This is a genomic window from Pseudomonas sp. GD03858, assembly GCF_029840925.1.
Lineage (GTDB): Bacteria > Pseudomonadota > Gammaproteobacteria > Pseudomonadales > Pseudomonadaceae > Aquipseudomonas.
Window position 1 is genome coordinate 56681 of sequence record NZ_JAOCDM010000008.1, and the last position, 22333, is coordinate 79013.

At 65.7% G+C, this 22333-nt stretch carries 21 protein-coding genes; 8 read left to right on the forward strand and 13 right to left on the reverse strand.

Translation table 11 applies throughout. From position 1 onward, the window contains the following. Positions 1-63 precede the first annotated feature (63 nt). The 4 genes from N5D48_RS04090 (at position 64) to N5D48_RS04105 (ending at position 3043) form a co-directional block, all read left to right on the forward strand. Positions 64-339, forward strand: coding sequence for a DUF493 domain-containing protein (locus N5D48_RS04090; protein WP_011535839.1), 276 nt, complete (start codon positions 64-66; stop codon positions 337-339). Continuing rightward, positions 339-986, forward strand: a complete 648-nt coding sequence (gene lipB / locus N5D48_RS04095) for a lipoyl(octanoyl) transferase LipB (protein ID WP_279881317.1) — start codon at positions 339-341, stop codon at positions 984-986. The genes N5D48_RS04090 and lipB overlap by 1 nt, the downstream gene beginning before the upstream one ends. 2 nt (positions 987-988) lie before the next feature. After that, the gene (lipA, locus tag N5D48_RS04100) at positions 989-2005 is read left to right on the forward strand and encodes a lipoyl synthase (RefSeq protein ID WP_279806618.1); all 1017 of its coding nucleotides are present in this window, start codon (positions 989-991) and stop codon (positions 2003-2005) included. Between the two features lie 99 nt (positions 2006-2104). Then, positions 2105-3043, forward strand: coding sequence for an LD-carboxypeptidase (locus tag N5D48_RS04105; RefSeq protein WP_279881319.1), 939 nt, complete (start codon positions 2105-2107; stop codon positions 3041-3043). 80 nt (positions 3044-3123) lie between these two features. On the opposite strand, the gene N5D48_RS04110 is transcribed toward N5D48_RS04105, so the two are convergent. From N5D48_RS04110 to leuS, 5 genes are all read right to left on the reverse strand, one after another. After that, the gene (locus N5D48_RS04110; RefSeq protein WP_279881321.1) at positions 3124-4437 is read right to left on the reverse strand and encodes a lytic murein transglycosylase; all 1314 of its coding nucleotides are present in this window, start codon (positions 4435-4437) and stop codon (positions 3124-3126) included. A gap of 61 nt (positions 4438-4498) precedes the next feature. After that, the gene (arfA, locus tag N5D48_RS04115; RefSeq protein WP_050707056.1) at positions 4499-4663 is read right to left on the reverse strand and encodes an alternative ribosome rescue factor ArfA; all 165 of its coding nucleotides are present in this window, start codon (positions 4661-4663) and stop codon (positions 4499-4501) included. A 151-nt stretch (positions 4664-4814) separates the two neighbouring features. After that, the gene (gene holA, locus N5D48_RS04120) at positions 4815-5852 is read right to left on the reverse strand and encodes a DNA polymerase III subunit delta (protein WP_279881326.1); all 1038 of its coding nucleotides are present in this window, start codon (positions 5850-5852) and stop codon (positions 4815-4817) included. A gap of 37 nt (positions 5853-5889) precedes the next feature. After that, entirely contained in the window at positions 5890-6495 is a 606-nt protein-coding gene (gene lptE, locus N5D48_RS04125; RefSeq protein ID WP_279881328.1) for an LPS assembly lipoprotein LptE, read from the reverse strand. Between the two features lie 61 nt (positions 6496-6556). Next, on the reverse strand, positions 6557-9163 hold the full coding sequence (leuS, locus tag N5D48_RS04130; RefSeq protein WP_279881330.1) for a leucine--tRNA ligase: 2607 nt from the start codon (positions 9161-9163) through the stop codon (positions 6557-6559). Between the two features lie 240 nt (positions 9164-9403). Between leuS and N5D48_RS04135 the strand changes: the two genes are divergently transcribed. Further along, a complete protein-coding gene (locus tag N5D48_RS04135; RefSeq protein WP_279881333.1) occupies positions 9404-9706 on the forward strand; it encodes a hypothetical protein in 303 nt (100 codons plus the stop codon). Between the two features lie 129 nt (positions 9707-9835). Further along, entirely contained in the window at positions 9836-10597 is a 762-nt protein-coding gene (locus N5D48_RS04140; RefSeq protein ID WP_279881335.1) for a YdcF family protein, read from the forward strand. Positions 10598-10693: 96 nt separating this feature from the next. Here N5D48_RS04140 and lnt read toward each other — a convergent pair whose 3' ends face one another. The 8 genes from lnt to N5D48_RS04180 form a co-directional block, all read right to left on the reverse strand. Beyond that, positions 10694-12211 (reverse strand): apolipoprotein N-acyltransferase, encoded by a 1518-nt coding sequence (gene lnt, locus N5D48_RS04145; RefSeq protein WP_279881337.1) that lies wholly within the window; start codon positions 12209-12211, stop codon positions 10694-10696. 8 nt (positions 12212-12219) lie between these two features. Continuing rightward, a complete protein-coding gene (locus N5D48_RS04150) occupies positions 12220-13059 on the reverse strand; it encodes an HlyC/CorC family transporter (protein ID WP_279881339.1) in 840 nt (279 codons plus the stop codon). Between the two features lie 26 nt (positions 13060-13085). Then, on the reverse strand, positions 13086-13559 hold the full coding sequence (gene ybeY / locus N5D48_RS04155; protein ID WP_279881342.1) for an rRNA maturation RNase YbeY: 474 nt from the start codon (positions 13557-13559) through the stop codon (positions 13086-13088). Continuing rightward, complete coding sequence (locus N5D48_RS04160; protein WP_279881344.1) at positions 13552-14550, reverse strand: PhoH family protein; 999 nt, start codon at positions 14548-14550, stop codon at positions 13552-13554. Before N5D48_RS04160 ends, ybeY begins: the two co-directional genes overlap by 8 nt. Positions 14551-14719: 169 nt before the next feature. Continuing rightward, the gene (locus N5D48_RS04165) at positions 14720-15265 is read right to left on the reverse strand and encodes a tetratricopeptide repeat protein (protein ID WP_279881346.1); all 546 of its coding nucleotides are present in this window, start codon (positions 15263-15265) and stop codon (positions 14720-14722) included. Positions 15266-15473: 208 nt separating this feature from the next. Then, positions 15474-16757 carry a glutamate-1-semialdehyde 2,1-aminomutase gene (gene hemL / locus N5D48_RS04170; RefSeq protein ID WP_279881348.1) on the reverse strand — a complete coding sequence of 428 codons (1284 nt, stop codon included), beginning with the start codon at positions 16755-16757 and terminating at the stop codon, positions 15474-15476. 17 nt (positions 16758-16774) lie between these two features. Then, entirely contained in the window at positions 16775-17398 is a 624-nt protein-coding gene (gene thiE, locus N5D48_RS04175) for a thiamine phosphate synthase (RefSeq protein ID WP_279881351.1), read from the reverse strand. A gap of 14 nt (positions 17399-17412) precedes the next feature. Further along, positions 17413-18210 carry a hydroxymethylpyrimidine/phosphomethylpyrimidine kinase gene (locus N5D48_RS04180; protein ID WP_279881353.1) on the reverse strand — a complete coding sequence of 266 codons (798 nt, stop codon included), beginning with the start codon at positions 18208-18210 and terminating at the stop codon, positions 17413-17415. Positions 18211-18475: 265 nt separating this feature from the next. Between N5D48_RS04180 and N5D48_RS04185 the strand changes: the two genes are divergently transcribed. Both N5D48_RS04185 and N5D48_RS04190 read left to right on the forward strand, forming a co-directional pair. Then, positions 18476-20467 (forward strand): hybrid sensor histidine kinase/response regulator, encoded by a 1992-nt coding sequence (locus tag N5D48_RS04185; RefSeq protein WP_279881355.1) that lies wholly within the window; start codon positions 18476-18478, stop codon positions 20465-20467. 110 nt (positions 20468-20577) lie between these two features. Then, on the forward strand, positions 20578-22230 hold the full coding sequence (locus tag N5D48_RS04190; RefSeq protein ID WP_279881357.1) for an acyl-CoA dehydrogenase family protein: 1653 nt from the start codon (positions 20578-20580) through the stop codon (positions 22228-22230). The last annotated feature ends 103 nt before the right edge of the window (positions 22231-22333 follow it).

The following is a 22333-nucleotide window of genomic DNA, read 5'->3' on the forward strand; positions in this document are numbered from 1 at the left end:
GCACGCCCCCGTGAACCAGGCGGGGGCGATGTTGCTGCCACGGCTTACGAGGCCGTTTCCGCCATGAGCGAAGAAGACGTCAAGTCGCACAAGATCGAATTCCCCTGCGAGGACTACCCGATCAAGGTGATCGGCGACACCGTTGTCGGTTTCCGCGACACCGTGATCGAGATCCTCAGCAAGCACGCCAAGGTCGACCTGTCGACCCTGGCCGAGCGCCAGAGCAAGGAAGGCAAGTACACCACGGTGCAACTGCATATCGTTGCCGAGAGCGAGAACCAGCTGCACGACATCAACAGCGCCCTGCGTGCCACCGGCATCGTGAAAATGGTGCTGTGATGCCCGCTTGTCTCGGTTTTCGCGATCTTGGCCTGCAGCCCTATGAACCGGTGCTGGAGGCCATGCGTCGCTTTACCGAGCAACGCGGCCCGGACAGCCAGGACGAAGTCTGGCTGGTCGAGCATCCGCCGGTATTCACCCAGGGCCAGGCCGGCAAGGCCGAGCATCTGCTGGTGCCGGGCGACATCCCGGTGGTGAAGACCGACCGCGGCGGCCAGGTCACTTACCACGGCCCCGGTCAGTTGGTCGCCTACCTGCTGCTGGATGTGCGCCGCCTGGGTTTTGGAGTGCGCGAACTGGTCAGCCGCATCGAGCAGACGCTCATCGACCTGCTCGCCAGCTATGGCGTGCAGGCCAACGCCAAGCCCGACGCGCCGGGCGTCTATGTCGACGGTGCGAAGATCGCATCCCTTGGCCTTCGAATCCGCAATGGTCGTTCCTTTCACGGCCTTGCTCTGAACGTGGACATGGACCTTGCGCCATTCCGCCGAATCAACCCCTGTGGGTATGCGGGGCTGGCCATGACCCAGCTGCGCGACCAGGCAGGTCCGATCGAACTCGACGAGGTCAGGACAAGGCTGCGCGGACAGCTGGTCAGGCACCTCGACTATGCTGAGCAGACGACCCTGACGGGCGGAATCGACTGATTATGACAACTGTGCAAGAAGCCGTGCCGAACCTGATCCCCACGCAAGACGTGACCCCGCGTCCCGCGCCGAAGAAAGTCGAGGCCGGCGTGAAGCTGCGTGGCGCCGAGAAGGTCGCGCGCATCCCGGTGAAGATCATCCCCACCGAAGAACTGCCGAAAAAGCCCGACTGGATCCGCGTGCGTATCCCGGTCTCGCCGGAAGTCGACCGCATCAAGCAACTGCTGCGCAAGCACAAGCTGCACAGCGTGTGCGAAGAGGCCTCCTGCCCGAACCTGGGCGAGTGCTTCTCGGGCGGTACCGCGACCTTCATGATCATGGGTGACATCTGCACCCGGCGCTGCCCGTTCTGCGACGTCGGCCATGGCCGGCCGAAGCCGCTGGACGTCGACGAGCCGAAGAACCTGGCCATCGCCATCGCCGACCTGCGCCTGAAGTACGTGGTGATCACTTCGGTGGACCGCGACGACCTGCGTGACGGTGGCGCCCAGCACTTCGCCGACTGCATCCGCGAGATCCGCGCCCTGTCGCCGGGCGTGCAGCTGGAGACCCTGGTGCCGGACTACCGTGGTCGCATGGACGTGGCGCTGGAAATCACCGCGCAGACCCCGCCAGACGTGTTCAACCACAACCTCGAGACCGTGCCGCGCCTGTACAAGGCCGCGCGTCCGGGCTCGGACTATGACTGGTCGCTGGATCTTCTGCAGAAGTTCAAGCAGATGGTCCCGCATGTGCCGACCAAGTCCGGTCTGATGCTGGGCCTGGGCGAGACCGACGACGAGGTGATCGAGGTCATGCACCGCATGCGCGAGCACGACATCGACATGCTGACCCTCGGCCAGTACCTGCAGCCGTCGCGTAACCACCTGCCGGTACAGCGCTTCGTGCACCCGGACACCTTCGCCTGGTTCGCCGAGGAAGGTTACAAGATGGGCTTCAAGAACGTCGCCTCCGGCCCGCTGGTGCGTTCGTCGTACCACGCCGACCAGCAGGCTCACGAAGCCAAGATCAAGCTCTGAGCCAGGCTTGAGCGGAACATGCCGATGCGCGCCGGAAGGTGGCATCGGCATTTTTTTTGAGCTGCAAGTTTCAAGCGACAAGCTGCAAGGAGTGGCGTGATGAATGGCCTGGAGTCTGTTGAAAACCTGTTGCCCAAGGCCCTGCCTGGCAATGCCCGATTCGCCATCGTCGCCCCTGCGGGGCCGGCACGACTGGATGCCGACAAGGCCCGCCAGTGGTTCGAGGACCGTGGCCGCCAGTGCCGGGTCTACCCTGGCGCGCTGCTGGCCGATGGCTACCTGGCGGGCAGCGACGAACAGCGTCTGGAGGATTTGCACGATGCCTTCAGCGCCCCTGATATCGACGCCATCCTGTGCATGCGCGGGGGCTATGGCAGCATGCGCCTGCTGGATCGGGTCGACTTCGAACTGATTCGACGTCACCCCAAGCCACTGGTGGGCTATAGCGACATCACCGCGTTGCATTCGGCGATCAACCGGCATGCCGGGCTGCTGACCTTCCATGGCGCGATGCTCAATGCCGACCTGCTGGGGGGCAAGCTTGAACCGACGGTCAGCTCGCTGTTCGGGCTGCTGGGTGGCGCGTTGCGGGCGGGCGACGCCATCGCCCATCCGGCCGAGTTTGCGCTCACCTGCGTGACGCCTGGCGTCGCCAGTGGGCGGCTGGTCGGTGGCAACCTGTCGTTGCTCGGGGCCACGATGGGCACGCTGGCCGAGGTCGACATGCGCGACAGCATCCTGTTCATCGAGGACGTCAACGAGCCGCTCTATCGTGTTGACCGCTTGCTGACGCAGTTGCGCCTGGCCGGCAAGCTGGAAGGGGTGCGTGGGGTGTTGGTGGGGGACTTTGCCGGGATCACGGTGGCGGCGATGACGCCGCTGCTGCTGGACATCTTCGGCCCGCTCGGGGTGCCGGTGCTGGCCGGCTGGCGCAGCGGGCATTGCGATCCGAATGTGTGCCTGCCGTTGGGCGCAAGCGTGCGACTGGATGCCGAAGAGCAGAGTCTGGTGTTATTGCAGGATCTGTTCAGGGCTTGAGATTGCTTGGGCCAGGCCACAACCCCCTGTAGGAGCGGCCTTGTGTCGCGGAAAGGGGCGCAAAGCGCCCCCGCCCGTTTCTAGCGACGCAGGCTATCGAGCAGCTTGTGCGTCGGATAACCATCCGCCGGCCAACCCTGCGCCTGCTGCGCATTGCGGATCGCCTTGCGGGTATTGGCGCCGATGATGCCGTCCGGGTTACCCGCCTCATGGCCATTGGCATTGAGCAGCGTCTGCAGCTCGATCCGCTCGGTACGGCTCAGCGGCAGGTCGTCCTTGGGCCAGCTGCCGGCGATGAAGCCCCAGTTGGAGAAGCGATCGCCCAGCAGGCTCACCGCCAGCGCATAGGACGACGAGTTGTTGTACTTGAGGATCGCGCGGAAGTTGTCCAGCACCAGGAACGCCGGACCACGGGCGCCGGCTGGCAGCAGCAGGGCTGCCGACAGCTGGCTGCTGCCTGTTGGCAACTGAGTGCCGGCCGGCAGTTTCACGCCCAGCTGCAACCACTCGCTGACGCTCTTGCGCTGGCTGCCATCGGCCAGCCAGTAATCGAAGCCGGCAGGCACCTGTACCTCGAAGCCCCAAGGCTGGCCACGCTTCCAGCCGGAGGCCTGGAGGTAGTGCGCGGTGGACGCCAGGGCGTCTGCGGTGCTGTTCCAGATGTCGCGGCGGCCGTCGCCATCGAAATCCACCGCGTGGGTGAGGTAGGTGGTCGGGATGAACTGGGTCTGGCCCATGGCGCCGGCCCAGGAGCCGCGCATGGCGTCAGGCTGGATATCACCGTTCTGCAGGATCTGCAGGGCGGCGATCAGCTGGTCCTGGGCGAACTGCGGGCGGCGGCCTTCATAGGCCAGCGTCGCCAGCGAGCGGATCACCGACTTGTTGCCCTGGAACTGACCGAAGTTGCTCTCCATGCCCCACACCGAGACCAGGACCTGGCGGTCGACGCCGTAGCGTTGCTCGATACGGGTCAGCAGCTCGGCGTTCTGCTCCAGTAATTTCTTGCCATTGCGCACACGCAGCGGCGACAGGGCGCCGTCGAGGTATTCCCAGACCGGGCGACTGAATTCAGGTTGGCTGCGGTCGGCCTTGATCACGTCCATGTCCGGGGTGACGCCGAGGAAGGCGCGATCGAACAGGCTGGCGCCGATACCGGCTTGCAGGGCTTGTTGGCGGAAGCCCGCCTGCCATTGGGCGAATGTCTGCAGCGGCTGGATTTCGTTGCCGACGGCAGGCGTGGCGCCAGGCAGCGTGACGACGGGAGCGGGCTGGGCGGGGGCCAGCGGCAGGGCATCGGCGGCGGTGGGTTTCTCGGCGCAGGCGACGAGCAGGATGAAGCTGGTGGCCGCGATCAGCTGGCGGGGCTGCCAGCGGAGAGTGAGACGAGAGGGCATGCACGAATCCAGAATTGCAGGTCAGGTGCCGACCATACCATGACTGGGCTGTTCGTGCCTTTCATGCCGCCATAAAGCAGGAAGCCTCCCAATCTCTCGATTGGAAGGCTTCGCGGCGGTAGCTGCCTTTGCCCTTTTCCGGTCGTTCCTGGCGGCAGCGGAACAGCGGTTGGGCGATGATCGACTTGGCCTTGTTGGGGCCGTGCTTTTTTGGCTTCTTGCTCATGGCGGGTTCCCGGTGGGGTGGATTGCGGACGCACTCTAGGCCTGTAGCGCTATGTGAGCCAATTGATTGTGTTTATGGCGGTGGGCCTCATCGCGGGTCAAGCCCGCTCCCACGATACCTCTGTGGGAGCGGGCTTGACCCGCGATGTGCCTTACTCGGCGGGCAGCGCCAGGCGCTGTCCGGCCATGAGCAGCGACAACCGCGCCAGGCTGGTCCACGGCGAGCCTTCGGCTTGCCCCTTGATCTGCGCATCGATGCGCTGGGCATCTTGCAGCAGCATGGCCCAGCGCTGCGCGGAGAGGCGCTGCAGGGCCTTGCTCACCAACGGACGGCGCTTGTCCCACACCGGAGGTCGCGCCTGGCTGAAGGCCTTGTCCAGGGGCACGCCCTGGCTGAACTGCTGGGCGAGACCCGCCAGCAGGCGCAGCTCGCGGGCCAGGGCCCAGAGAATCACCGGAGGTTCGACGCCTTCGCCGCGCAGTCCTTCGAGCATGCGCAAGGCATGCGCCGCTTCGCCGTTGAGGATGGCATCGACCAGCCCGAACACATCGAAACGGGCACTGTCGGCGACCGCCGCCTGGACGGTCTGCACGGTGATCTGGTTGCCTTCGGCGAGCAGCTTGAGCTTCTCGATCTCCTGGGCGGCGGCGAGCAGGTTGCCTTCTACCCGCGCGGCGATCAGGTCGACGGCATCGCGCTGCGCGGACAGGCCGGCCTGGGTGAGGCGCTGGTTGATCCACTGGGGCAGTTGCTGGGCGTCCACCGGCCAGATCTGGATGAACTGGCAGTGCGCGCCTTCGATCAGTGCCTTGCCCCACTTGGTCTTCTGCGCGCTGCCGTCGAGCTTGGGCAGGCTGATCAGCAACAGCGTGTCCTCGGCGGGGTTGGCACAGTATTCGATCAGGGCCGAGGCGCCCTTGTCACCAGGCTTGCCGGAGGGCAGGCGCAGTTCCAGGAGGCGGCGCTGGGCGAACAGGGAAAGGCTCGCGCCGGCCAGCAGCAGGTTGCCCCAGTCGAAGTTGGCGTCGGCGCTGAACACCTGGCGTTCGTCATGGCCTTGCTGGCGCGCCGCGCCGCGGATGGCGTCGGCGGCTTCCTGGCAGAGCAACGGATCGTCGCCGCTGACGATATAGACGGGCGCGAGCGGGCCTTGCAGGTGTTTGTTGAGTTGGGCGGGGGAAAGCTTCATGGCAAGGTACGGGGCACCTCAGGTGCCCCGTTCAGGCTCAGGGAGCCGGGATTTCCATCGGCGACTGCTGAGGCGTCTCGTCGCGCACGCGCTGAGCTTCCTGGAGAGCCTGGGCTTCAGCCTTGGCGCGTTCGTCGGCCTTGCGTTGCAGGTCGTCGAGGCGTGCCGGGGTCAGTTGCTGCAGGCGAGCGAGCATGCCCTGCACGAGGTCGCGACGCATCTCTTCGCGAACCTGGTTCTCCTCCTGGCCCGAACCGTTGATGTTGTTGCCGTTGTACACGTAGTACTTCTGCACTTGCAGCTTGTCGGCAAGCAGTACGCTGTCGTTCAGGCCTTCGATCGAGTAGTTCAGCACGGTAGTCAGCTCGAACTCCGCCGAGCGGCTGCCACCGGTGTAGGTTGCGGCGCGCGAGCTCTCCTGCTCGTTGGTCAGCACCAGCTTGTACGGGGCGCCCGAGTAGACTTTGACGCCGCTGCTCTCCAGGGTGCGGCGCAGTTGCATGACGGTCGCGCCGTACTGGTTGCGGGCGCCGAGATCCAGCTCCTTGATGCTCAGCTCGTTGGTGCCGGTGCCGCGCAGCTGGAAACCGCAGGCGCTGAGCATGACGGCCAGGCCCATTACCAGCAGATTGCGTTTGATCATGTTGTAGCTCCCTCGTGGACCGAATACGCCCGCCTGCCGGATCGGCAGGCGGGCGTTGCCATCAGTTGGCGACGATATTGACCAGCTTGCCCGGTACGACGATGACCTTGCGAATGGTCAGGCCGTCGGTGAAGCGCAGGACGTTCTCATTGTTGCGGGCTGCGGCTTCGATTTCCTCGCGGCTGGCGGCGGCGGGCATTTCCACCTGGCCGCGCAGCTTGCCGTTGACCTGCACCACCAGCGTCACGGTGTCTTGCACCAGGGCGCTTTCATCGACCGTCGGCCAGGCCGCGTCGATGGCGGCCTGGTCGTGGCCCAGGGCCTTCCACAGTTCGTGGGAGATGTGCGGGGTGATCGGCGCCAGCAGCAGGGTGACGGCCTCGAGACCTTCCTGCAGCAGGGCGCGGTCCTGAGCGGTGGCTTGCGGGGCCTTTTCCAGCACGTTCATCACGGTCATCACCTGGGCGATGGCGGTGTTGAACTTGTGGTACTGGCCCACGTCGGTGCTGGCCTGCTTGATGGCGGCGTGGATGGCGCGGCGGATGACTTTCTGCTCGTCGCTCAGGCTCGCGATGTCCAGCTTGCCCGGCAGGCCCTGGGCTACGTGAGCCTGGGCCAGGCGCCAGACGCGACGCAGGAAGCGGCTGGCACCCTCGACGCCGGAATCGGACCATTCCAGGCTCATGTCGGGCGGCGAGGCGAACATCATGAACAGGCGGCAGGTGTCGGCGCCGTATTGCTCGATCATCGACTGCGGGTCGACGCCGTTGTTCTTCGACTTCGACATCTTCTCGGTGCCGCCGATTTCCACCGGCAGGCCGTCGGTCTTCAGACGCGCGCCGATGATCTTGGCCTTGGCGTCACGCTCGACCTCGACGTCGGCCGGGTTGAACCAGTCCTTGCCGCCGTTGCTGGCGACACGGTAGTAGGTTTCGGCGACGACCATGCCCTGGGTCAGCAGGTTCTTGAACGGCTCGTTGGAGGTCACCAGGCCTTCGTCGCGCATCAGCTTGTGGAAGAAGCGCGCGTACAAGAGGTGCAGGATGGCGTGTTCGATACCGCCGATGTACTGGTCCACCGGCAGCCAGTGGTTGGCGGCCTTCGGATCTACCAGGCCCTTGTCGTAGTTCGGCGAGGCGTAACGGGCGAAGTACCAGGACGACTCGACGAAGGTGTCCATGGTGTCGGTTTCGCGCTTGGCCGCGCTGCCGCATTTCGGGCAGGTGCACGCGTAGAACTCGGGCATGCGCGCCAGCGGCGAACCGGCGCCATCCGGCACCACGTTCTCCGGCAGGGTCACCGGCAGCTGGTCTTCCGGCACCGGCACGTCGCCGCACGACGGGCAGTGGATGATCGGGATCGGGCAGCCCCAGTAGCGCTGGCGGCTGATGCCCCAGTCACGCAGGCGGAACTGGGTGCGCGACTTGCCGAGGTCCTTGCGGATCAGCGCGGCCTCGATGGCGTCGAAGGCGCCCTGGAAGTCCAGGCCGTCGAACTCGCCGGAGTTGATCAGCTGGCCATGCTCGCCGTAGGCGGCCAGCCATTCGCTGCCGACTTCGTCGCCAGCGCTGGTGCGCACCACCGCCTTGACCGGCAGGTTGTACTTGTGGGCGAACTCGAAGTCGCGCTCGTCGTGGGCCGGCACGGCCATGACCGCGCCATCGCCGTAGTGCATGAGCACGTAGTTGGCGACCCATACCGGCAGTTTCGCGCCGGTCAGCGGGTGCTCGACGAACAGGGAAGTGGCCATGCCTTTCTTCTCCTGGGTGGCCATGTCGGCCTCGGCGACACTGCCGCTCTTGCACTCGTCGATGAACGCCTGCAGCGCCGGATTGCCCTGGGCGGCCTGGGTGGCCAGCGGGTGTTCGGCGGCGACGGCCACGTAGGTGGCGCCCATCAGCGTGTCCGGGCGGGTGGTGAAGACCTTCAGGGTGCCTTCATGGCCAATGCTGGCCTGGTCGTACGGGAACTGCACTTCCATGCCGCGGGACTTGCCGATCCAGTTGCGCTGCATGGTCTTGACCTGCTCGGGCCAGCCCGGCAGCTCGTCGAGGCTTTCCAGCAGCTCGTCGGCGTAGTCGGTGATGCGGAAGTAGTACATCGGGATCTCGCGCTTCTCGATCAGCGCGCCCGAACGCCAGCCACGGCCGTCGATGACTTGCTCGTTGGCCAGGACCGTCTGGTCGGCCGGGTCCCAGTTGACGGTGCCGTTCTTGCGGTAGATGACGCCCTTTTCGAACAGGCGGGTGAACAGCCACTGCTCCCAGCGGTAATAGTCCGGCTTGCAGGTGGTGACTTCACGGGACCAGTCGATGGCCAGGCCCAGGCTCTTGAGCTGGGTCTTCATGTAGTCGATGTTCTCGTACGTCCACTTGGCCGGGGCGACGTTGTTCTTCATCGCGGCGTTTTCCGCCGGCATGCCGAAGGCGTCCCAGCCCATCGGCTGCAGGACGTTCTTGCCGAGCATGCGCTGGTAGCGGGCAATCACGTCGCCGATGGTGTAGTTGCGCACATGGCCCATGTGTAGCTTGCCGCTCGGGTACGGGAACATCGATAGGCAGTAGTACGTGTCTTTGCCTGGCTGTTCGGTGACAGCGAACGATTGTTGCTCGTCCCAGGCATTCTGGGCGGCGGCTTCTACATCACGGGGCGTGTATTGTTCGTGCATGGCTACTTTGTATTGAGAGGAATAAGAGACATGTTCCAGGCAGCTCGACCGCGCTGCGTCCGGCACTCCGGTATCTTGAGAGAGTGAACGCCGTAGCATACATGAGCGCCCGGTATCGTGGGAAACCCTGATTGCATCGGCTGCCGGGCGGGCCGTTGGTCGCGGCGAGCGGCCGCTTTTGCGAGTGACGCTAAGCTCATTTGTGGGGGGAGATATTCTTACCTTCAATGAGGTGAACGGATGGGAGAGTCGCAGCTAACCGCAAACAAACCGGAGCTTTACGAACGCCTGATCGACCGTCTGGGCCTGGCACTGGAAGTGGCCAGAACGTCGGTCAGATTGCGCGATGAAATGCCCGCCGAACTGGAGTTGCGCGGCCTGAGCCACGCCGAGTTCGAAGTGATCAAGGCCTATCTGGAATCCCTTCCGGACGGTCGCTTTACCTGTGCCGGTGCCTACTCGCGACCGGAGCCTTCCTCGGCCAGGATCGTCTGGCTCAAGGATCGCAAGCGCGCGAGCTCCAGGACGCTGCCATCCCGATAGCCGTTCAGGGCTGTTGCTGGCGCGGTTCGATGCGCCGGGTCTTCACGTTGCATGTTGCGATCGGCGCCGGTTGCCCTTGAGGGCCGGTGCCGATCCTCTTAGGCTGCACGCCTTCCATGGAGGTGCGTGATGCCGGTTCGCTTTTTCATCAAACAATGGCTGATGCCGCCAGGCGTTTTGCTCCTGTTGCTGCTGGCTGCCTGGTGGTGGCGCCGTCGCCGGCCGCGCCTGGCCGCTGCGTGTTTCGCCCTGGGCCTGGGTGGCCTGTACCTGATGAGCCTGCCCGCGGTGGTGGAGCAAGTGGCGCGCAGGTTGGAGACCGAGCCGGCGCTGGTCGCCGATGAATGGACGCGCCTGGCGAGTAGGGCGGACGTGATCGTGGTGCTCGGGGCCGGGCGCGAGCGTGGCGATCCGGCCTGGGCTGGCGCGGACCAGCCGAGCCTCGTCGCGCTCGAGCGCATGCGCTACGCCGCGCAGCTGGCCAAGGCCTCGGGGCTGCCGCTGCTGACCAGCGGTGGCCTGCATTATGGAACCCCTCCCAGCGAGGCGCAGTTGATGGCCGACCGCCTGCAGGCTGATTTCGGGGTAGCGGTACGCTGGAAGGAAGAAGCCAGCCGCACGACCTGGGAAAACGCCGAGTTCAGCGCCAGGCTATTGCAGTCGCAAGGGGTCAGGCGCGTGGTGCTGGTGACCCAGGCCTGGCACATGCAGCGTGCGCGCTGGAGCTTCGAGCGCGCCGGGCTGGAGGTGGTGCCCGCACCGGTCGGTTTCCTCGGGCGGGACCATGCGCGACCCTTCGCCGGATTGCTGCCCGAGAGCCGGGCGCTCTGGCAGAACGGGCAACTGCTGAACGAGGCGGTGGGGTTGCTGGGGTATCGGTTGTTCTACTGAGTCTCGGGCTTCCTGCGCCGGTCTCTTCGCGGGTAAACCCGCTCCCACAGGTTGAGCGCCAATTCAACCTGTGGGAGCGGGTTTACCTGCGAAATATCAGACGGTCTTGGCGATGCGCCCGGCCAGCAGCGCCCAGCCCAGCAGCAGCGCGCAGACGATCGCCAGCGGCCACGAGCGCCATTGCAGGTACGGCGTCAATTGCTGCATCGGCACCACTTCGCCATACAGCACCGCCCGCTGGAACTGCGGAATCTGCGTGGTAATCCGACCGAACGGATCGATCAGCGCGGTCACCCCGTTGTTGGTGGCGCGGATCATCCAGCGGCCGGCTTCCAGTGCGCGCATCTGGGCCATCTGCAGGTGCTGCAGCGGACCGATCGAAGTGCCGAACCAGGTGTCGTTGCTGATGGTCAGCAGCAGGTCGCTGCGGGCGGCCAGGCTGGCGGCGAACTCGGGGTAGACCACCTCGTAGCAGATGTACGGCGCTACCTGGTAGCCCTTGGCCTGCAGCAGCGGCTGGTCCTCGGGACCGCGGGCGAAGTCGGACATCGGCAGGTTGAAGAACTCGATCAGGCCACGCAGCATGTCCTGCAGTGGCACGTACTCGCCAAACGGCACCAGCTTCTGCTTGAGGTAGGTGCCGTCGCCTTCGCCGGCCACGGTGACGCCGTTGAAGTAGCGGCGCTGCTGGTGGACCACCTGGCGCACCGGCACGCCGGTGATCAGCGCTGAGTGCCGCTCGGCGGCGAAGGTGCCCATCATGTCGATGTAGCCCTGGGCCTGGTCCTTGAGTACCGGCACGGCGGTTTCCGGCCAGACCAGCAGGTCGACGGGGCTGGAGCTGAAGCTCATGTCGCGGTACAGCGCCAGTTGCGCGTTGACGTGCGCCGGGTCCCACTTCAGGTCCTGTTCGACGTTGCCCTGCAGGGCGGCGACCTTGAGCGGGTCACCCGCAGGCTTGGTCCAGGCGTGGTCCTTGAGGGCCATGCCGAGGATCCACGGCGCGGCCAGCAACAGCACGCCCACGGCCAGGAACGCCGGGCGCTCCCGCAGGCGATAGAGGTTGCACAGCAAGGCGGCGGTCAGCGCCAGGCCGAAGGAGATCAGCCACACGCCACCCAGCGGGGCGAGCCCGGCGAGCGGCCCGTCGAGCTGGCTGTAGCCGGAATAGAGCCAGGGGAAACCGGTGAGGAACCAGCCGCGGAACGCTTCCTGCAGCAGCCACAGGGCGGCGAAGCACAGGGCGTCGGCCAGCGGCGCCTCGTCGCGGCGCAACCAGCGCGCCCAGAGCCAGGCGGGCAGGGCGAAGAAGAACGCCAGGCAGGCGAAGAACGCCACCAGCAGCAACACCGCCAGCAGCGGCGAGGCGCCGCCGTAGGTGTTCATGCTGACGTAGATCCACCAGGTGCCGGCGCCGTACAGGCCGAAGCCGAAGCACCAGCCACGGGCCATGGCCTGGCGCGGGCTCAGCTCGCGCAGCCCGGCATAGAACACCATCAGCGCCAGCAGCGCGATCGGCCAGATATCGAAGGGCGCCAGGGCCAGGAGGGTGGAGGCGCCGGCCGCCAAGGCCAGCAGGTTACCGGGCCAGCCGGGGCGGGTGATCCAGCGCATGTTCGTCCTTAACGGTTGATCGGGGTCAGGCGCAGCAGGTGAATCCGACGGCTGTCGGCGTTGAGGATGCGGAAGCGATAGCCGCCGATCTCGGTGGTCTCGTTGCGCTTGGGCAGGTGGCCGAACGCGCTCATCACCAGGCCGCCGACGGTGTCGAATTCGTCATCGGAGAACTCGCTGTCGAAGAATGCGTTGAAGTTCTCGATCGGGGTCAGCGCCTTGACCAGGAAATCGCCGCTGGGCAGCGGCTTGATGTAGCTGTCTTCCTCGACATCGTGCTCGTCCTCGATGTCGCCGACGATCTGCTCGAGCACGTCCTCGATGGTGACCAGGCCGGCGACGCCGCCGTACTCGTCGATGACCACGGCCATGTGGTTGTGGTTGGCGCGGAACTCGCGCAGCAGCACGTTCAGGCGCTTGGATTCGGGCACGAAGGTGGCCGGACGCAGCAGGTCCTTGATGTTGAGGCTTTCGCCGTTGTCCTTGAGGATCAGCGGCAGCAGGTCCTTGGCGAGCAGGATGCCGAGCACATCGTCATGGCTCTCGCCGATCACCGGGTAGCGCGAGTGCGCGGCGTCGATCACCGCTGGCAGGAACTCGCGGGGCGACTGGCTGGCCTTGATGCTGATCATCTGCGAGCGCGGCACCATGATGTCGCGCACCTGCAGGTCGGCGACCTGGATGGCGCCTTCGACGATGGTCAGCGCTTCGCTGTCGAGCAGCTTGTTCTGATGGGCTTCGCGCAGCAGCTCGAGGAGCTCCTGGCGGTTTTTCGGCTCATGGGCAAAAGCCTGGGTCAGCTTGCCCAGCCAGGACTTTTGCCCGTTGCTCGATCGGTCTTCGCTCATGGCGGTTACTCGTGATCCTTGCAGTGTCAGTGTGTGATTGATTCGGTTTCGTCGTCGGCGTACGGATCAGGATGCCCCAGTTCGGCCAGCAAATCCCGTTCCAGCGCTTCCATCTCTTCGGCTTCGTCATCGTCGATGTGATCGTAGCCAAGCAGGTGCAGGCAGCCGTGGATCACCAGGTGCGCCCAGTGCGCCTCCAGCGACTTGCCCTGTTCGGCAGCCTCGCGCTCGACCACCGGCACGCAGATCACCAGGTCGCCCAGCAGCGGGATGTCGAGCAGGTCGTCAGGCACGTCGGCCGGGAAGGACAATACGTTGGTGGCGTAGTCCTTGTGCCGGTAGGTGTGGTTCAGCTCGCGACCTTCCTGTTCGTCGACGAGGCGGATGGTCATCTCGGAATCGGCGCTGCGCTGGCGCAAGGCAAGCTCGCACCAGCGACGGAAGGCGGCGTCATCGGGGGCAACGGCGTCCGTGGCCCGTTGCAGGTCGAGTTCAAGCATCTTTGCCGGGTGCCTCGGGCTTGGCCTGACGGGCGTCGAAGCGGTCGTAGGCTTCGACGATGCGCTGCACCAGCGGGTGGCGCACCACGTCCTTGGGCTGGAAGTGGGTGAAGCTGATGCCCGGGACGTCCTTGAGCACCTCGATCACGTGGGCCAGGCCCGACTTGGTGCCGCGGGGCAGGTCGACCTGGGTGATGTCGCCGGTGATCACCGCGGTGGAGCCGAAGCCGATGCGGGTGAGGAACATCTTCATCTGTTCGAGCGTGGTGTTCTGGCTCTCGTCGAGGATGATGAAGCTGTTGTTGAGCGTGCGGCCACGCATGTAGGCCAGCGGCGCGATCTCGATCACCTGGCGCTCGATGAGCTTGGCCACGTGCTCGAAGCCGAGCATCTCGTAGAGCGCGTCGTAGAGTGGGCGCAGGTACGGGTCGATCTTCTGGGCCAGGTCGCCGGGCAGGAAGCCGAGCTTTTCGCCGGCCTCGACCGCTGGGCGCACCAGCAGGATGCGGCGCACCTGCTCTCGTTCCAGGGCATCGACGGCGCAGGCCACGGCCAGGTAGGTCTTGCCGGTACCGGCCGGACCGATGCCGAAGTTGATGTCGTTGGCCAGGATTTCCTTGACGTAGCGCTGCTGGTTGACGCCGCGCGGGCGGATGTTGCCCTTGCGCGTGCGCAGCGAGACGCTGACTTCGTTGACCGCCGGATTGTCGAGGTTCTCGACCGTCGACTCCTGGAGATAGAGGTGGACCGTTTCCGGCGACAGGTCGGTGGCCTTGGCCTCGCGATAGAGGCGGCGCAGCAGCTGTTCGGCGGCGGAGGTGGTCTTGGGCTCGCCAATCAGTTCGAACTGATTGCCGCGGTTGCGGATCTCGATGGCCAGGCGTTGTTCGATCAGGCGCAGGTGCTCGTCGAACTGGCCGCACAGGTTGGCGAAGCGGTTGGCCTCGAAGGGTTCGAGGATGAAGCGATGGGGTTGTATGGGTGCGTTCAAGGTCGTTTTTAGCCGCTCGACGGCAATGAATGTGAACTCAAGAATAACCCTTGAGTGGCAGTGGCGAAAGCACTGAAACGATCAAGGGTCGGTATGAACGTTGCGATCCGCTTGTCGAGTGTGGCAGGGCAAGTTGACGATTCGGTGATGCGCCTGGTGCCTGCGCGCTTCACGGGAGAGGCGAGAAAGGGGTGCGGCCTTCGGCGTTCTGCAGTTCCAGCAGGTACTTGCGGAAGATCTGCCCGAGTACCTGGGTGGCGTGTTCGAGCTCGTCGCGGGGCATCTGCTCGGTGACCTCGTCGGCCATGTCCAGCGCGTCTTCGGCGCCATTGACCGCGGCGATCTTCAGCAGGATGTAGGCCTGCACGTTGTTGGCCTTGACGCCTTCGCCATGGAAGAACATCGAGCCAAGGCGGTACTGGGCCTGGGCCTGGCCCTGCAGCGAGGCTTTTTCGAACCATTTCAGGGCATTGTCGAGATGACGTGGCGTGCTGCTGTAGTAGAACTCGCCCAGTTCGTACTGTGCTTCGGCATCCCCGGATTCCGCCGTCTGCTCGCAGGCCTTCAGGGCGTTCTGCAGCTCCTCGGGCGCGGTGCCAAGGGTGCAGCGGCCCGTTGCTGGAATCAGCAGCGAGTTACCGCCCTCCGCCAGGGCCAGCAGGGGCTGAAGAAGCAACAGGCAGCCCAGGGTCAGGGCGCGGCCGGTGCGGTTCATGGGGATCGACTTACCTCTGCAAAGCTGCGGCCAATGTCTCTGGTGGCACATTATGGGATAAGCAGCGTCAACCTTACAAAGTTTTACTCAGATTTCTGCGTTGTGAAGGTCGTTGCAATGTCGCCTGTGCCGAGGCCTTCGCGGGTAAACCCGCTCCCACAGGGGCACCAGTCAACCTGTGGGAGCGGGTTTACCCGCGAAGGGGGCCTTACTTGATCTTGGCGAACGCCCGCTCGGCCGCATCCAGGGTGATCTGCAGCTCCTTGTCGCCATGGGCGATGGAGGTGAAGCCCGCTTCGAAGGCGCTTGGCGCCAGGTACACGCCGCCTTCGAGCATCAGGTGGAAGAAGCGCTTGAAACGCTCGGCATCGCTGGCCATCACATCATCGAAGGTGACGATGTCGTCGGCGCCGCTGAAGTACAGGCCGAACATCGCCCCAGCCTGGGTGGTGACGAACGGGATGCCGGCGGCATCGGCGCGCTGCTGCAGGCCGTCGAGCATGCGGCTGGTGAAGGCGCTCAGCTCGTCATGGAAGCCCGGGCGGCTGATCAGTCTCAGGGTGGTCAGGCCGGCGGCCATGGCCAGCGGGTTGCCCGACAGGGTGCCGGCCTGGTAGACCGGGCCCAGCGGCGCGATGCAGCCCATGATCTCGCGCTTGCCGCCGAAGCAGCCGACCGGCATGCCGCCGCCGACGATCTTGCCGAAGGTCGACAGGTCCGGAGTGATGCCGTAGTGGCCCTGGGCGCCGCCCAGCGATACACGGAAGCCGGTCATCACTTCATCGAAGATCAGCACCACGCCGTGCTTGTCGCACAGCGCGCGCAGGCCTTCGAGGAAGCCCGGCGCCGGTGGCACGCAGTTCATGTTGCCGGCCACCGGCTCGACGATGATGCAGGCCACGGTCTGGCCAACGTCGGCGAGGGTCTTCTCGACGGCGGCGATATCGTTGAACGGCAGGGTCAGGGTGTGCTTGGCGAAGTCCGCCGGCACGCCCGCCGAGCTCGGCACGCCCTGGGTCAGCAGGCCGGAGCCGGCCTTGACCAGCAGGCTGTCGGAGTGGCCGTGGTAGCAGCCCTCGAACTTGATGATCGCGTCGCGGCCGGTGTAACCACGGGCCAGGCGGATGGCGCTCATGGTGGCTTCGGTGCCGGAGCTGACCATGCGCACCATTTCCATCGACGGCACGATCGAGCAGACCAGGTCGGCCATCTCGGTTTCCATGGCGGTCGGCGCGCCGTAGGACAGACCATGCTCGAGCTGCTTGCGCACGGCATCGAGCACCTCAGGGTGACCGTGGCCGAGGATCATCGGGCCCCAGGAACCGACGTAGTCGACGTAGCGCTTGTCGTCTTCGTCGATGACATAGGCGCCTTCGGCGTGCTTGAAGAACAGCGGCGTGCCGCCGACGCTCTTGAAGGCGCGCACCGGCGAGTTGACGCCGCCGGGAATGTGTTTCTGGGCTTGGGCGAACAGGGCTTCGGAACGGGACATGGGATCTTCTCTCGAAATCAGGAAGCGAACAGGGCGTTGAAGGCGCGGGCGCGGCGGGTGACTTCCTGCGCGCTGTCGGCACCGAACAGGCCGTGGATCACCGCCAGCAGGTCGGCGCCATGGGCGACCAGCGGGGCGGCGTTGTCGAGGGTGATGCCGCCGATCACCGCGATCGGCAACTTGACCTGGGCGCGGGCCTGCTCCAGCAGCTCGACGCTGGCGGCGGGCGCGCCCGGTTTGGTGACGGAATTGAAGAAGCGGCCGAAGGCGACGTAGCTGGCGCCTTCGCTGGCGGCCTGTTGCGCCAGCTCGAGGCTGGCGTGGCAGGTCGAGCCGATGATCGCCTGGCGGCCGAGCAGGGCACGGGCCGGGGTGAGCGGACCGTCGGTCTGGCCCAGGTGCACGCCGACGCTCAGGCGTGCCGCCAGCTCGGCGTCGTCGTTGATGATCAGCTCACTGCCATAGCGTTCGCACAGGGTCTTCAGCGCTTCGGCCTCACGCAGACGGCGGGCGGCATCGTCGCTCTTGTCGCGGTACTGCAGCAGGCGCACGCCGCCCTCCAGCGCCGCTTCGACATGGGACAGGAAACGGCCGGCCAGCAACTGGCTGTCGGTGATCGCATACAGACCGCGGAGTTTCATCGGGAGGCCTCGTGTCAGGAGCAGAAATCCAGGGGCAGGCGGCGTGGCACGTACTGGCCCTTGCCCAGTTGCTCGGCGTCACGCAAGGTGCGCCAGGTGTAGTCCAGCGCGCTGCGCACCGCGCTTTGCAGCTGCTCGCCCAGGGCCAGGCGGCCGGCCAGGGCACTGGCCAGGGTGCAGCCCGAGCCGTGGTAGCTGCCCGGCAGGCGCTGGCAGGTCCAGGTGTGCTGCTGGCCGTCACGGCTGTACAGGCGGTTGTGAATCTCGTCTTCGTCACCGTGACCGCCGGTGATCAGCAGGTGCCGACAGAACGGCAGCAGTTTTTCGGCGCATTGGTCCGCGGTGCCGTCCGGCAGCTCGGCCAGGATGCGCGCCTCTGGCAGGTTCGGCGTGGCGATGGTGGCCAGCGGCAGCAGGCGTTCGCGCAGCGCGTAGCCGACCTCGTCCTTGCCCAGGCGGCCACCGCCACCGGCGCGCAGCACCGGGTCGCAGACCAGCGGCAGGTGCGGGTGGGCGGCGAGCAGTTCGGCGACGGTGTCGACCATCTCGATCGAACCGAGCATGCCGAGTTTCACCACCGCCACCGTGGAGTCGGCCAGCACGGCGTTGGCCTGGGCCAGCACCCACTCACGGTCGAGCACGCGGAAGTCGGAAACGTTGACGGTATCCTGCACGGTCAGGGCGGTCACGGCGGGGGCGGCGTGACACCCTTGGGCGAGCAGGGCTTCGATATCTGCCTGCAGCCCGGCGCCACCACTGGGGTCGTGGCCGGAGAGACAGAGGACAACGGGGCGGGAGCTGTAGGTATTCATGGTCGGCGAGCTTATCACCAAACCTTTTTGCGCGGATCAGCCGGCGCCGGATAATTCCTGATCGGGTGATCAGGATGTTTTGTGTGATCGCTCTGAAATGCGCGTGATAGAGCCTCTGAGCATAAATTATTGGTGGCTTCTGGCCATGCCGGAAAGCTATGCTAGAGTGCTCGGATAACTCGATGAACGGGTACTGCCGGATCACGTCGTCTCAAAGGGATGGGAGGCAATCGCGACGCGACCGCACAGACCATGCTGGGGCTGTATGCGCTATTTGCTGATTGTGCTTCTGGGCTGCTTGCCTGTATTCGCCGGAGCGGTCGAATTCGACGATGCCACCGCGCGTCTTCCCCTGGGCAGGTTCATGCAGGTGTACGAGGACCACGACGGCAGCGCCAGCATCGCCCAGGTCAGCTCACCTTCGTTTGCCGGTCGTTTCCAGGCGCACCCGCACGAGGTGCTCAACGCCGGATACTCCACGTCGGTGTTCTGGTTGAAAGTCGATCTCGCCTACGATGCCATCCCGTCCGCCGCGCCGCGCCAATGGTTGCTGGAGCTGGCCTATCCGCCACTGGATCATCTGGAACTCTACCTGCCCGACGAGCAGGGCGTGTACCACCTGGCCCGTCGCACCGGCGATGCCTTGCCCTACGCCAGTCGGCAGATCCGCCAGAACAACTATCTGTTCGAACTGCCGTTGCGTCCTGGGCAGGCGACCACCTTGTACCTGCGCCTGCACAGCCAGGGCTCGATCCAGGCGCCGCTGACGCTGTGGTCGGCCCAGGCGTACCTGGAAGACCAGCCCACCCGCCTGTACGTGCTGGGCATGATCTATGGCGTGCTGCTGGTGATGCTGGTGTACAACCTGTTCATCTACCTCAGCGTGCGCGATGTCAGCTACCTCTACTACATCCTCTATATCGCGTCGTTCGGTCTGTACCAGATTTCGGTGAACGGTGCCGGCATCGCCTATTTCTGGCCGGACAACCCCTGGTGGGCCAACGCCGCCACGCCGCTGTTCATTGGCGCGGCCGGGCTGTTCGGCTGTCAGTTCGCCCGCCACTTCCTGCAGATGCAGCGCCTGAGCGCCGCTTTCGACCGTCTGTTGCTGTTGCTGATGGCCGGGGGCGCGCTGGTCATGGTGCTGGCCGTGACCCTGCGCTATGGCGTGGCGCTGCGCATGGCCACGGTGCTGGCGCTGCTGTTCACCGTGAGCATCTTCACGGCGGGGCTGTATGCCTGGTGGCGAGGCGTGCGCGTGGCGCGCTGGTTCATCATCGCCTGGACCGCCTTCCTTGTCGGTGGCCTGGTCAATACCCTGATGGTGCTGGGCTACCTGCCCAACGTGTTCCTCACCATGTACGCCAGCCAGCTGGGCTCGGCGCTGGAGGTCGCGTTGCTGTCGCTGGCCCTGGCCGACCGCATCAACAACCTGCGCGAGCAGCAGGCCCGCACGCTGCGCGAAACCGGCCGGACGCTGGAGCAGATGAACCTGGAACTGGCGCGCAGCAACCGACTCAAGGACGAATTCCTCGCCACCGTGACCCATGAGCTGCGTACGCCGATGAATGGCGTGATCGGCTCGCTGGAACTGCTGCACACCCTGCCCATGAGCGCCGAGCAGGCCCAGTACCATCGCACCGCCACAGGGTCGGCCCAGGACATGATGGCGATGGTCGACGACATCCTCATCCTCACCGAGCTGCAGGCCGGGCGCCTGCGCAGCCATGGCATGCCCTTCAGTCTGCGCCGCCTGCTGCAGGAGTTGCGTGCGGGCTATGCCGGCCAGGCCTTGGCCAAGGGCTTGTACTTGAGCCTGGACATCCCGGCCGACCTGCCCGACAGCCTGGTCGGCGATGCCCAGAAGCTCGCCCGTTGCCTGGCCTGCCTGGTGGACAACGGCCTGAAGTTCACCCATCAGGGCGGGGTCACGGTACAGGTGCGTGGCCGGCGCACGAGTGCCGATAGCGTGGCCCTGAGCATTACCGTGAGTGACAGCGGCATCGGTTTCGAAGACCTGGACCAGGCCGTGCTGTACCAGCGCTTCTTCCAGGTGGATGGATCGATGACCCGGCGCTATGGCGGGCTGGGCATCGGCCTGTCGATCTGCCGGCAACTGGGCGAACTGATCGGCGCGAGGCTGTCCCATGAATCCACGCCGGGGCTGGGCAGTCGCTTCGAGTTGAGCCTGGCCGTGGCCGTGGTGCAGATCCAGGTGCCAGTGGCCTGTGCCGCTTCCGGGCCAACCCGGTTTTAGCCTGGAGGGGCGCGAAGCGCCCCCATCGTAGTCCGTTTTGTCACTTTGACTGACCGGCCCGTGGTGCTTCACTGGGTTATCCAGGCATGACCGGATCCAGGAGGCCCTCGATGAACCTGCACCAGTTCGCTGAAACCCACGAAGTCACCAACCAGCCGCCGTCGCTCGACGGTGCCAACCTGTATCGTCTCGACCAGCCCTTGCAGCAATGGTCGCGGCGCTTCGGCGCCGGCTGGGCCGAGTCGCGGATCGACGCCTATGGTGCCCTTGCCGGCGGCCCGCTGATGGCCGCGGGTTTTCTGGCCAACGCCCACAAGCCCGAGTTCAGCAGCCATGATCGCTATGGCCACCGCATCGACCTGGTGGAGTTCCACCCGGCCTATCACGAGCTGATGCGCACCGCGGTCGAGCACGGCCTGCCCTCGCTGCCATGGGCCGAGCCACGGGCCGGTGCCCATGTGGCGCGGGCCGCGATGACCTACCTGCACAGCCAGGCCGAGGCCGGCACCGGCTGCCCGCTGACCATGACCTTTGCCGCCGTGCCGGCCCTGCGCCTGCAGCCGGAACTTGCCGGCTACTGGCTGCCGAAGGTTCTCGCTCGCGAATACGACCCGCGCAACGTCGGCGACCGGCACAAGGCCGGCGTCACCATTGGCATGGCGATGACCGAAAAGCAGGGCGGCACCGACGTGCGCGCCAACACCACCCGCGCCTACCCGGTCGGCGCCCCCGGCCCAGGCCAGCCGTATGAGCTGGTGGGGCACAAGTGGTTCTGTTCGGCGCCCATGTGCGACGCCTTCCTCACCCTGGCCCAGACCGAAAAGGGCCTGAGCTGCTTCCTGCTGCCCCGTCACCGCCCCGACGACAACCGCAACCAGTTCTACATCCAGCGCCTGAAGAACAAGCTCGGCAATTGTTCCAACGCCTCCAGCGAAGTGGAGTTTCGTGGTGCGCTTGCGTGGATGATCGGCGAAGAGGGGCGTGGCGTGCCGACCATCATCGAGATGGTCGCCATGACCCGCTTTGACTGCATGGTCGGCTCCAGCGCCCTGATGCGCCAGGCCCTGACCCAGGCCGCGCATCACTGCGCCCACCGCAAGGTCGGTGGCCGCCTGCTGGCCGAGCAGCCGTTGATGCAGAACGTGCTCGCCGACCTGGCACTGGAGAGCGAGGCGGCCCTGGCCCTGAGCCTGCGCATGGGCCAGGCCCTGGACCAGCTCGACGATCCGCAACAGGCACATTTCGCCCGATTGGTGACGGCGGTGGGCAAGTACTGGATCTGCAAGCGCGCTCCGGCAATGATCAACGAGGCTGCCGAGTGCCTGGGCGGCGCCGGCTACGTCGAAGACAGCATTCTGCCGAGGTTGTACCGCGAGGCGCCGGTCAACTCGACCTGGGAGGGTTCTGGCAACGTGCAGTGCCTGGATGTGCTGCGCGCGTTGTCCAAGGAGCCCGGTGTGCTCGACGCACTGTTCGCCGAGCTTGGCGATGGCCATGGCGATCCGCGCCTGGCCGCGTTCATCGGCAACCTCAAGGGCGCGTTCGCCGATACCAGCGACATCCAGTACCGGGCGCGGCAGTTGACCGAGGACATTGCCGTGGCGCTGCAGGCCAAGCTGTTGCTCGAGGCGGGCAACGCCACGGTCAGCGATGCCTTCATCGGCAGCCGCCTGGGCGGCGGTGGGCGGGTGTACGGGGCACTGCCGCGCGGTGTCGATGCCGAGGCACTGGTGGCCAGGGCCACGCCGGTATGGCCCGGGTAATGCCATCGCGGGGCAAGCCCGCTCCCACGACCATGGACCGCCCCCAAGGGTTGGGTTGGTGTCCAACTTCTTTGGGGAAGTCCATCTGCGGCGTGTGATGCGT

What these genes read in the sequence shown, in the direction of transcription:
- N5D48_RS04150 (WP_279881339.1), bottom strand. Translation starts at nt 13,059, where the DNA reads ATGAGCGAAGACCGATCGAGCAACGGGCAAAAGTCCTGGCTGGGCAAG.
- hemL (WP_279881348.1), bottom strand. Translation starts at nt 16,757, where the DNA reads ATGTCCCGTTCCGAAGCCCTGTTCGCCCAAGCCCAGAAACACATTCCC.
- lipA (WP_279806618.1), top strand. Translation starts at nt 989, where the DNA reads ATGACAACTGTGCAAGAAGCCGTGCCGAACCTGATCCCCACGCAAGAC.
- leuS (WP_279881330.1), bottom strand. Translation starts at nt 9,163, where the DNA reads ATGCACGAACAATACACGCCCCGTGATGTAGAAGCCGCCGCCCAGAAT.
- N5D48_RS04140 (WP_279881335.1), top strand. Translation starts at nt 9,836, where the DNA reads ATGCCGGTTCGCTTTTTCATCAAACAATGGCTGATGCCGCCAGGCGTT.
- N5D48_RS04110 (WP_279881321.1), bottom strand. Translation starts at nt 4,437, where the DNA reads ATGCCCTCTCGTCTCACTCTCCGCTGGCAGCCCCGCCAGCTGATCGCG.
- N5D48_RS04105 (WP_279881319.1), top strand. Translation starts at nt 2,105, where the DNA reads ATGAATGGCCTGGAGTCTGTTGAAAACCTGTTGCCCAAGGCCCTGCCT.
- N5D48_RS04180 (WP_279881353.1), bottom strand. Translation starts at nt 18,210, where the DNA reads ATGAATACCTACAGCTCCCGCCCCGTTGTCCTCTGTCTCTCCGGCCAC.
- N5D48_RS04165 (WP_279881346.1), bottom strand. Translation starts at nt 15,265, where the DNA reads ATGAACCGCACCGGCCGCGCCCTGACCCTGGGCTGCCTGTTGCTTCTT.
- lnt (WP_279881337.1), bottom strand. Translation starts at nt 12,211, where the DNA reads ATGCGCTGGATCACCCGCCCCGGCTGGCCCGGTAACCTGCTGGCCTTG.
- arfA (WP_050707056.1), bottom strand. Translation starts at nt 4,663, where the DNA reads ATGAGCAAGAAGCCAAAAAAGCACGGCCCCAACAAGGCCAAGTCGATC.
- lipB (WP_279881317.1), top strand. Translation starts at nt 339, where the DNA reads ATGCCCGCTTGTCTCGGTTTTCGCGATCTTGGCCTGCAGCCCTATGAA.
- lptE (WP_279881328.1), bottom strand. Translation starts at nt 6,495, where the DNA reads ATGATCAAACGCAATCTGCTGGTAATGGGCCTGGCCGTCATGCTCAGC.
- ybeY (WP_279881342.1), bottom strand. Translation starts at nt 13,559, where the DNA reads ATGCTTGAACTCGACCTGCAACGGGCCACGGACGCCGTTGCCCCCGAT.
- N5D48_RS04185 (WP_279881355.1), top strand. Translation starts at nt 18,476, where the DNA reads ATGCGCTATTTGCTGATTGTGCTTCTGGGCTGCTTGCCTGTATTCGCC.
- N5D48_RS04090 (WP_011535839.1), top strand. Translation starts at nt 64, where the DNA reads ATGAGCGAAGAAGACGTCAAGTCGCACAAGATCGAATTCCCCTGCGAG.
- holA (WP_279881326.1), bottom strand. Translation starts at nt 5,852, where the DNA reads ATGAAGCTTTCCCCCGCCCAACTCAACAAACACCTGCAAGGCCCGCTC.
- thiE (WP_279881351.1), bottom strand. Translation starts at nt 17,398, where the DNA reads ATGAAACTCCGCGGTCTGTATGCGATCACCGACAGCCAGTTGCTGGCC.
- N5D48_RS04190 (WP_279881357.1), top strand. Translation starts at nt 20,578, where the DNA reads ATGAACCTGCACCAGTTCGCTGAAACCCACGAAGTCACCAACCAGCCG.
- N5D48_RS04135 (WP_279881333.1), top strand. Translation starts at nt 9,404, where the DNA reads ATGGGAGAGTCGCAGCTAACCGCAAACAAACCGGAGCTTTACGAACGC.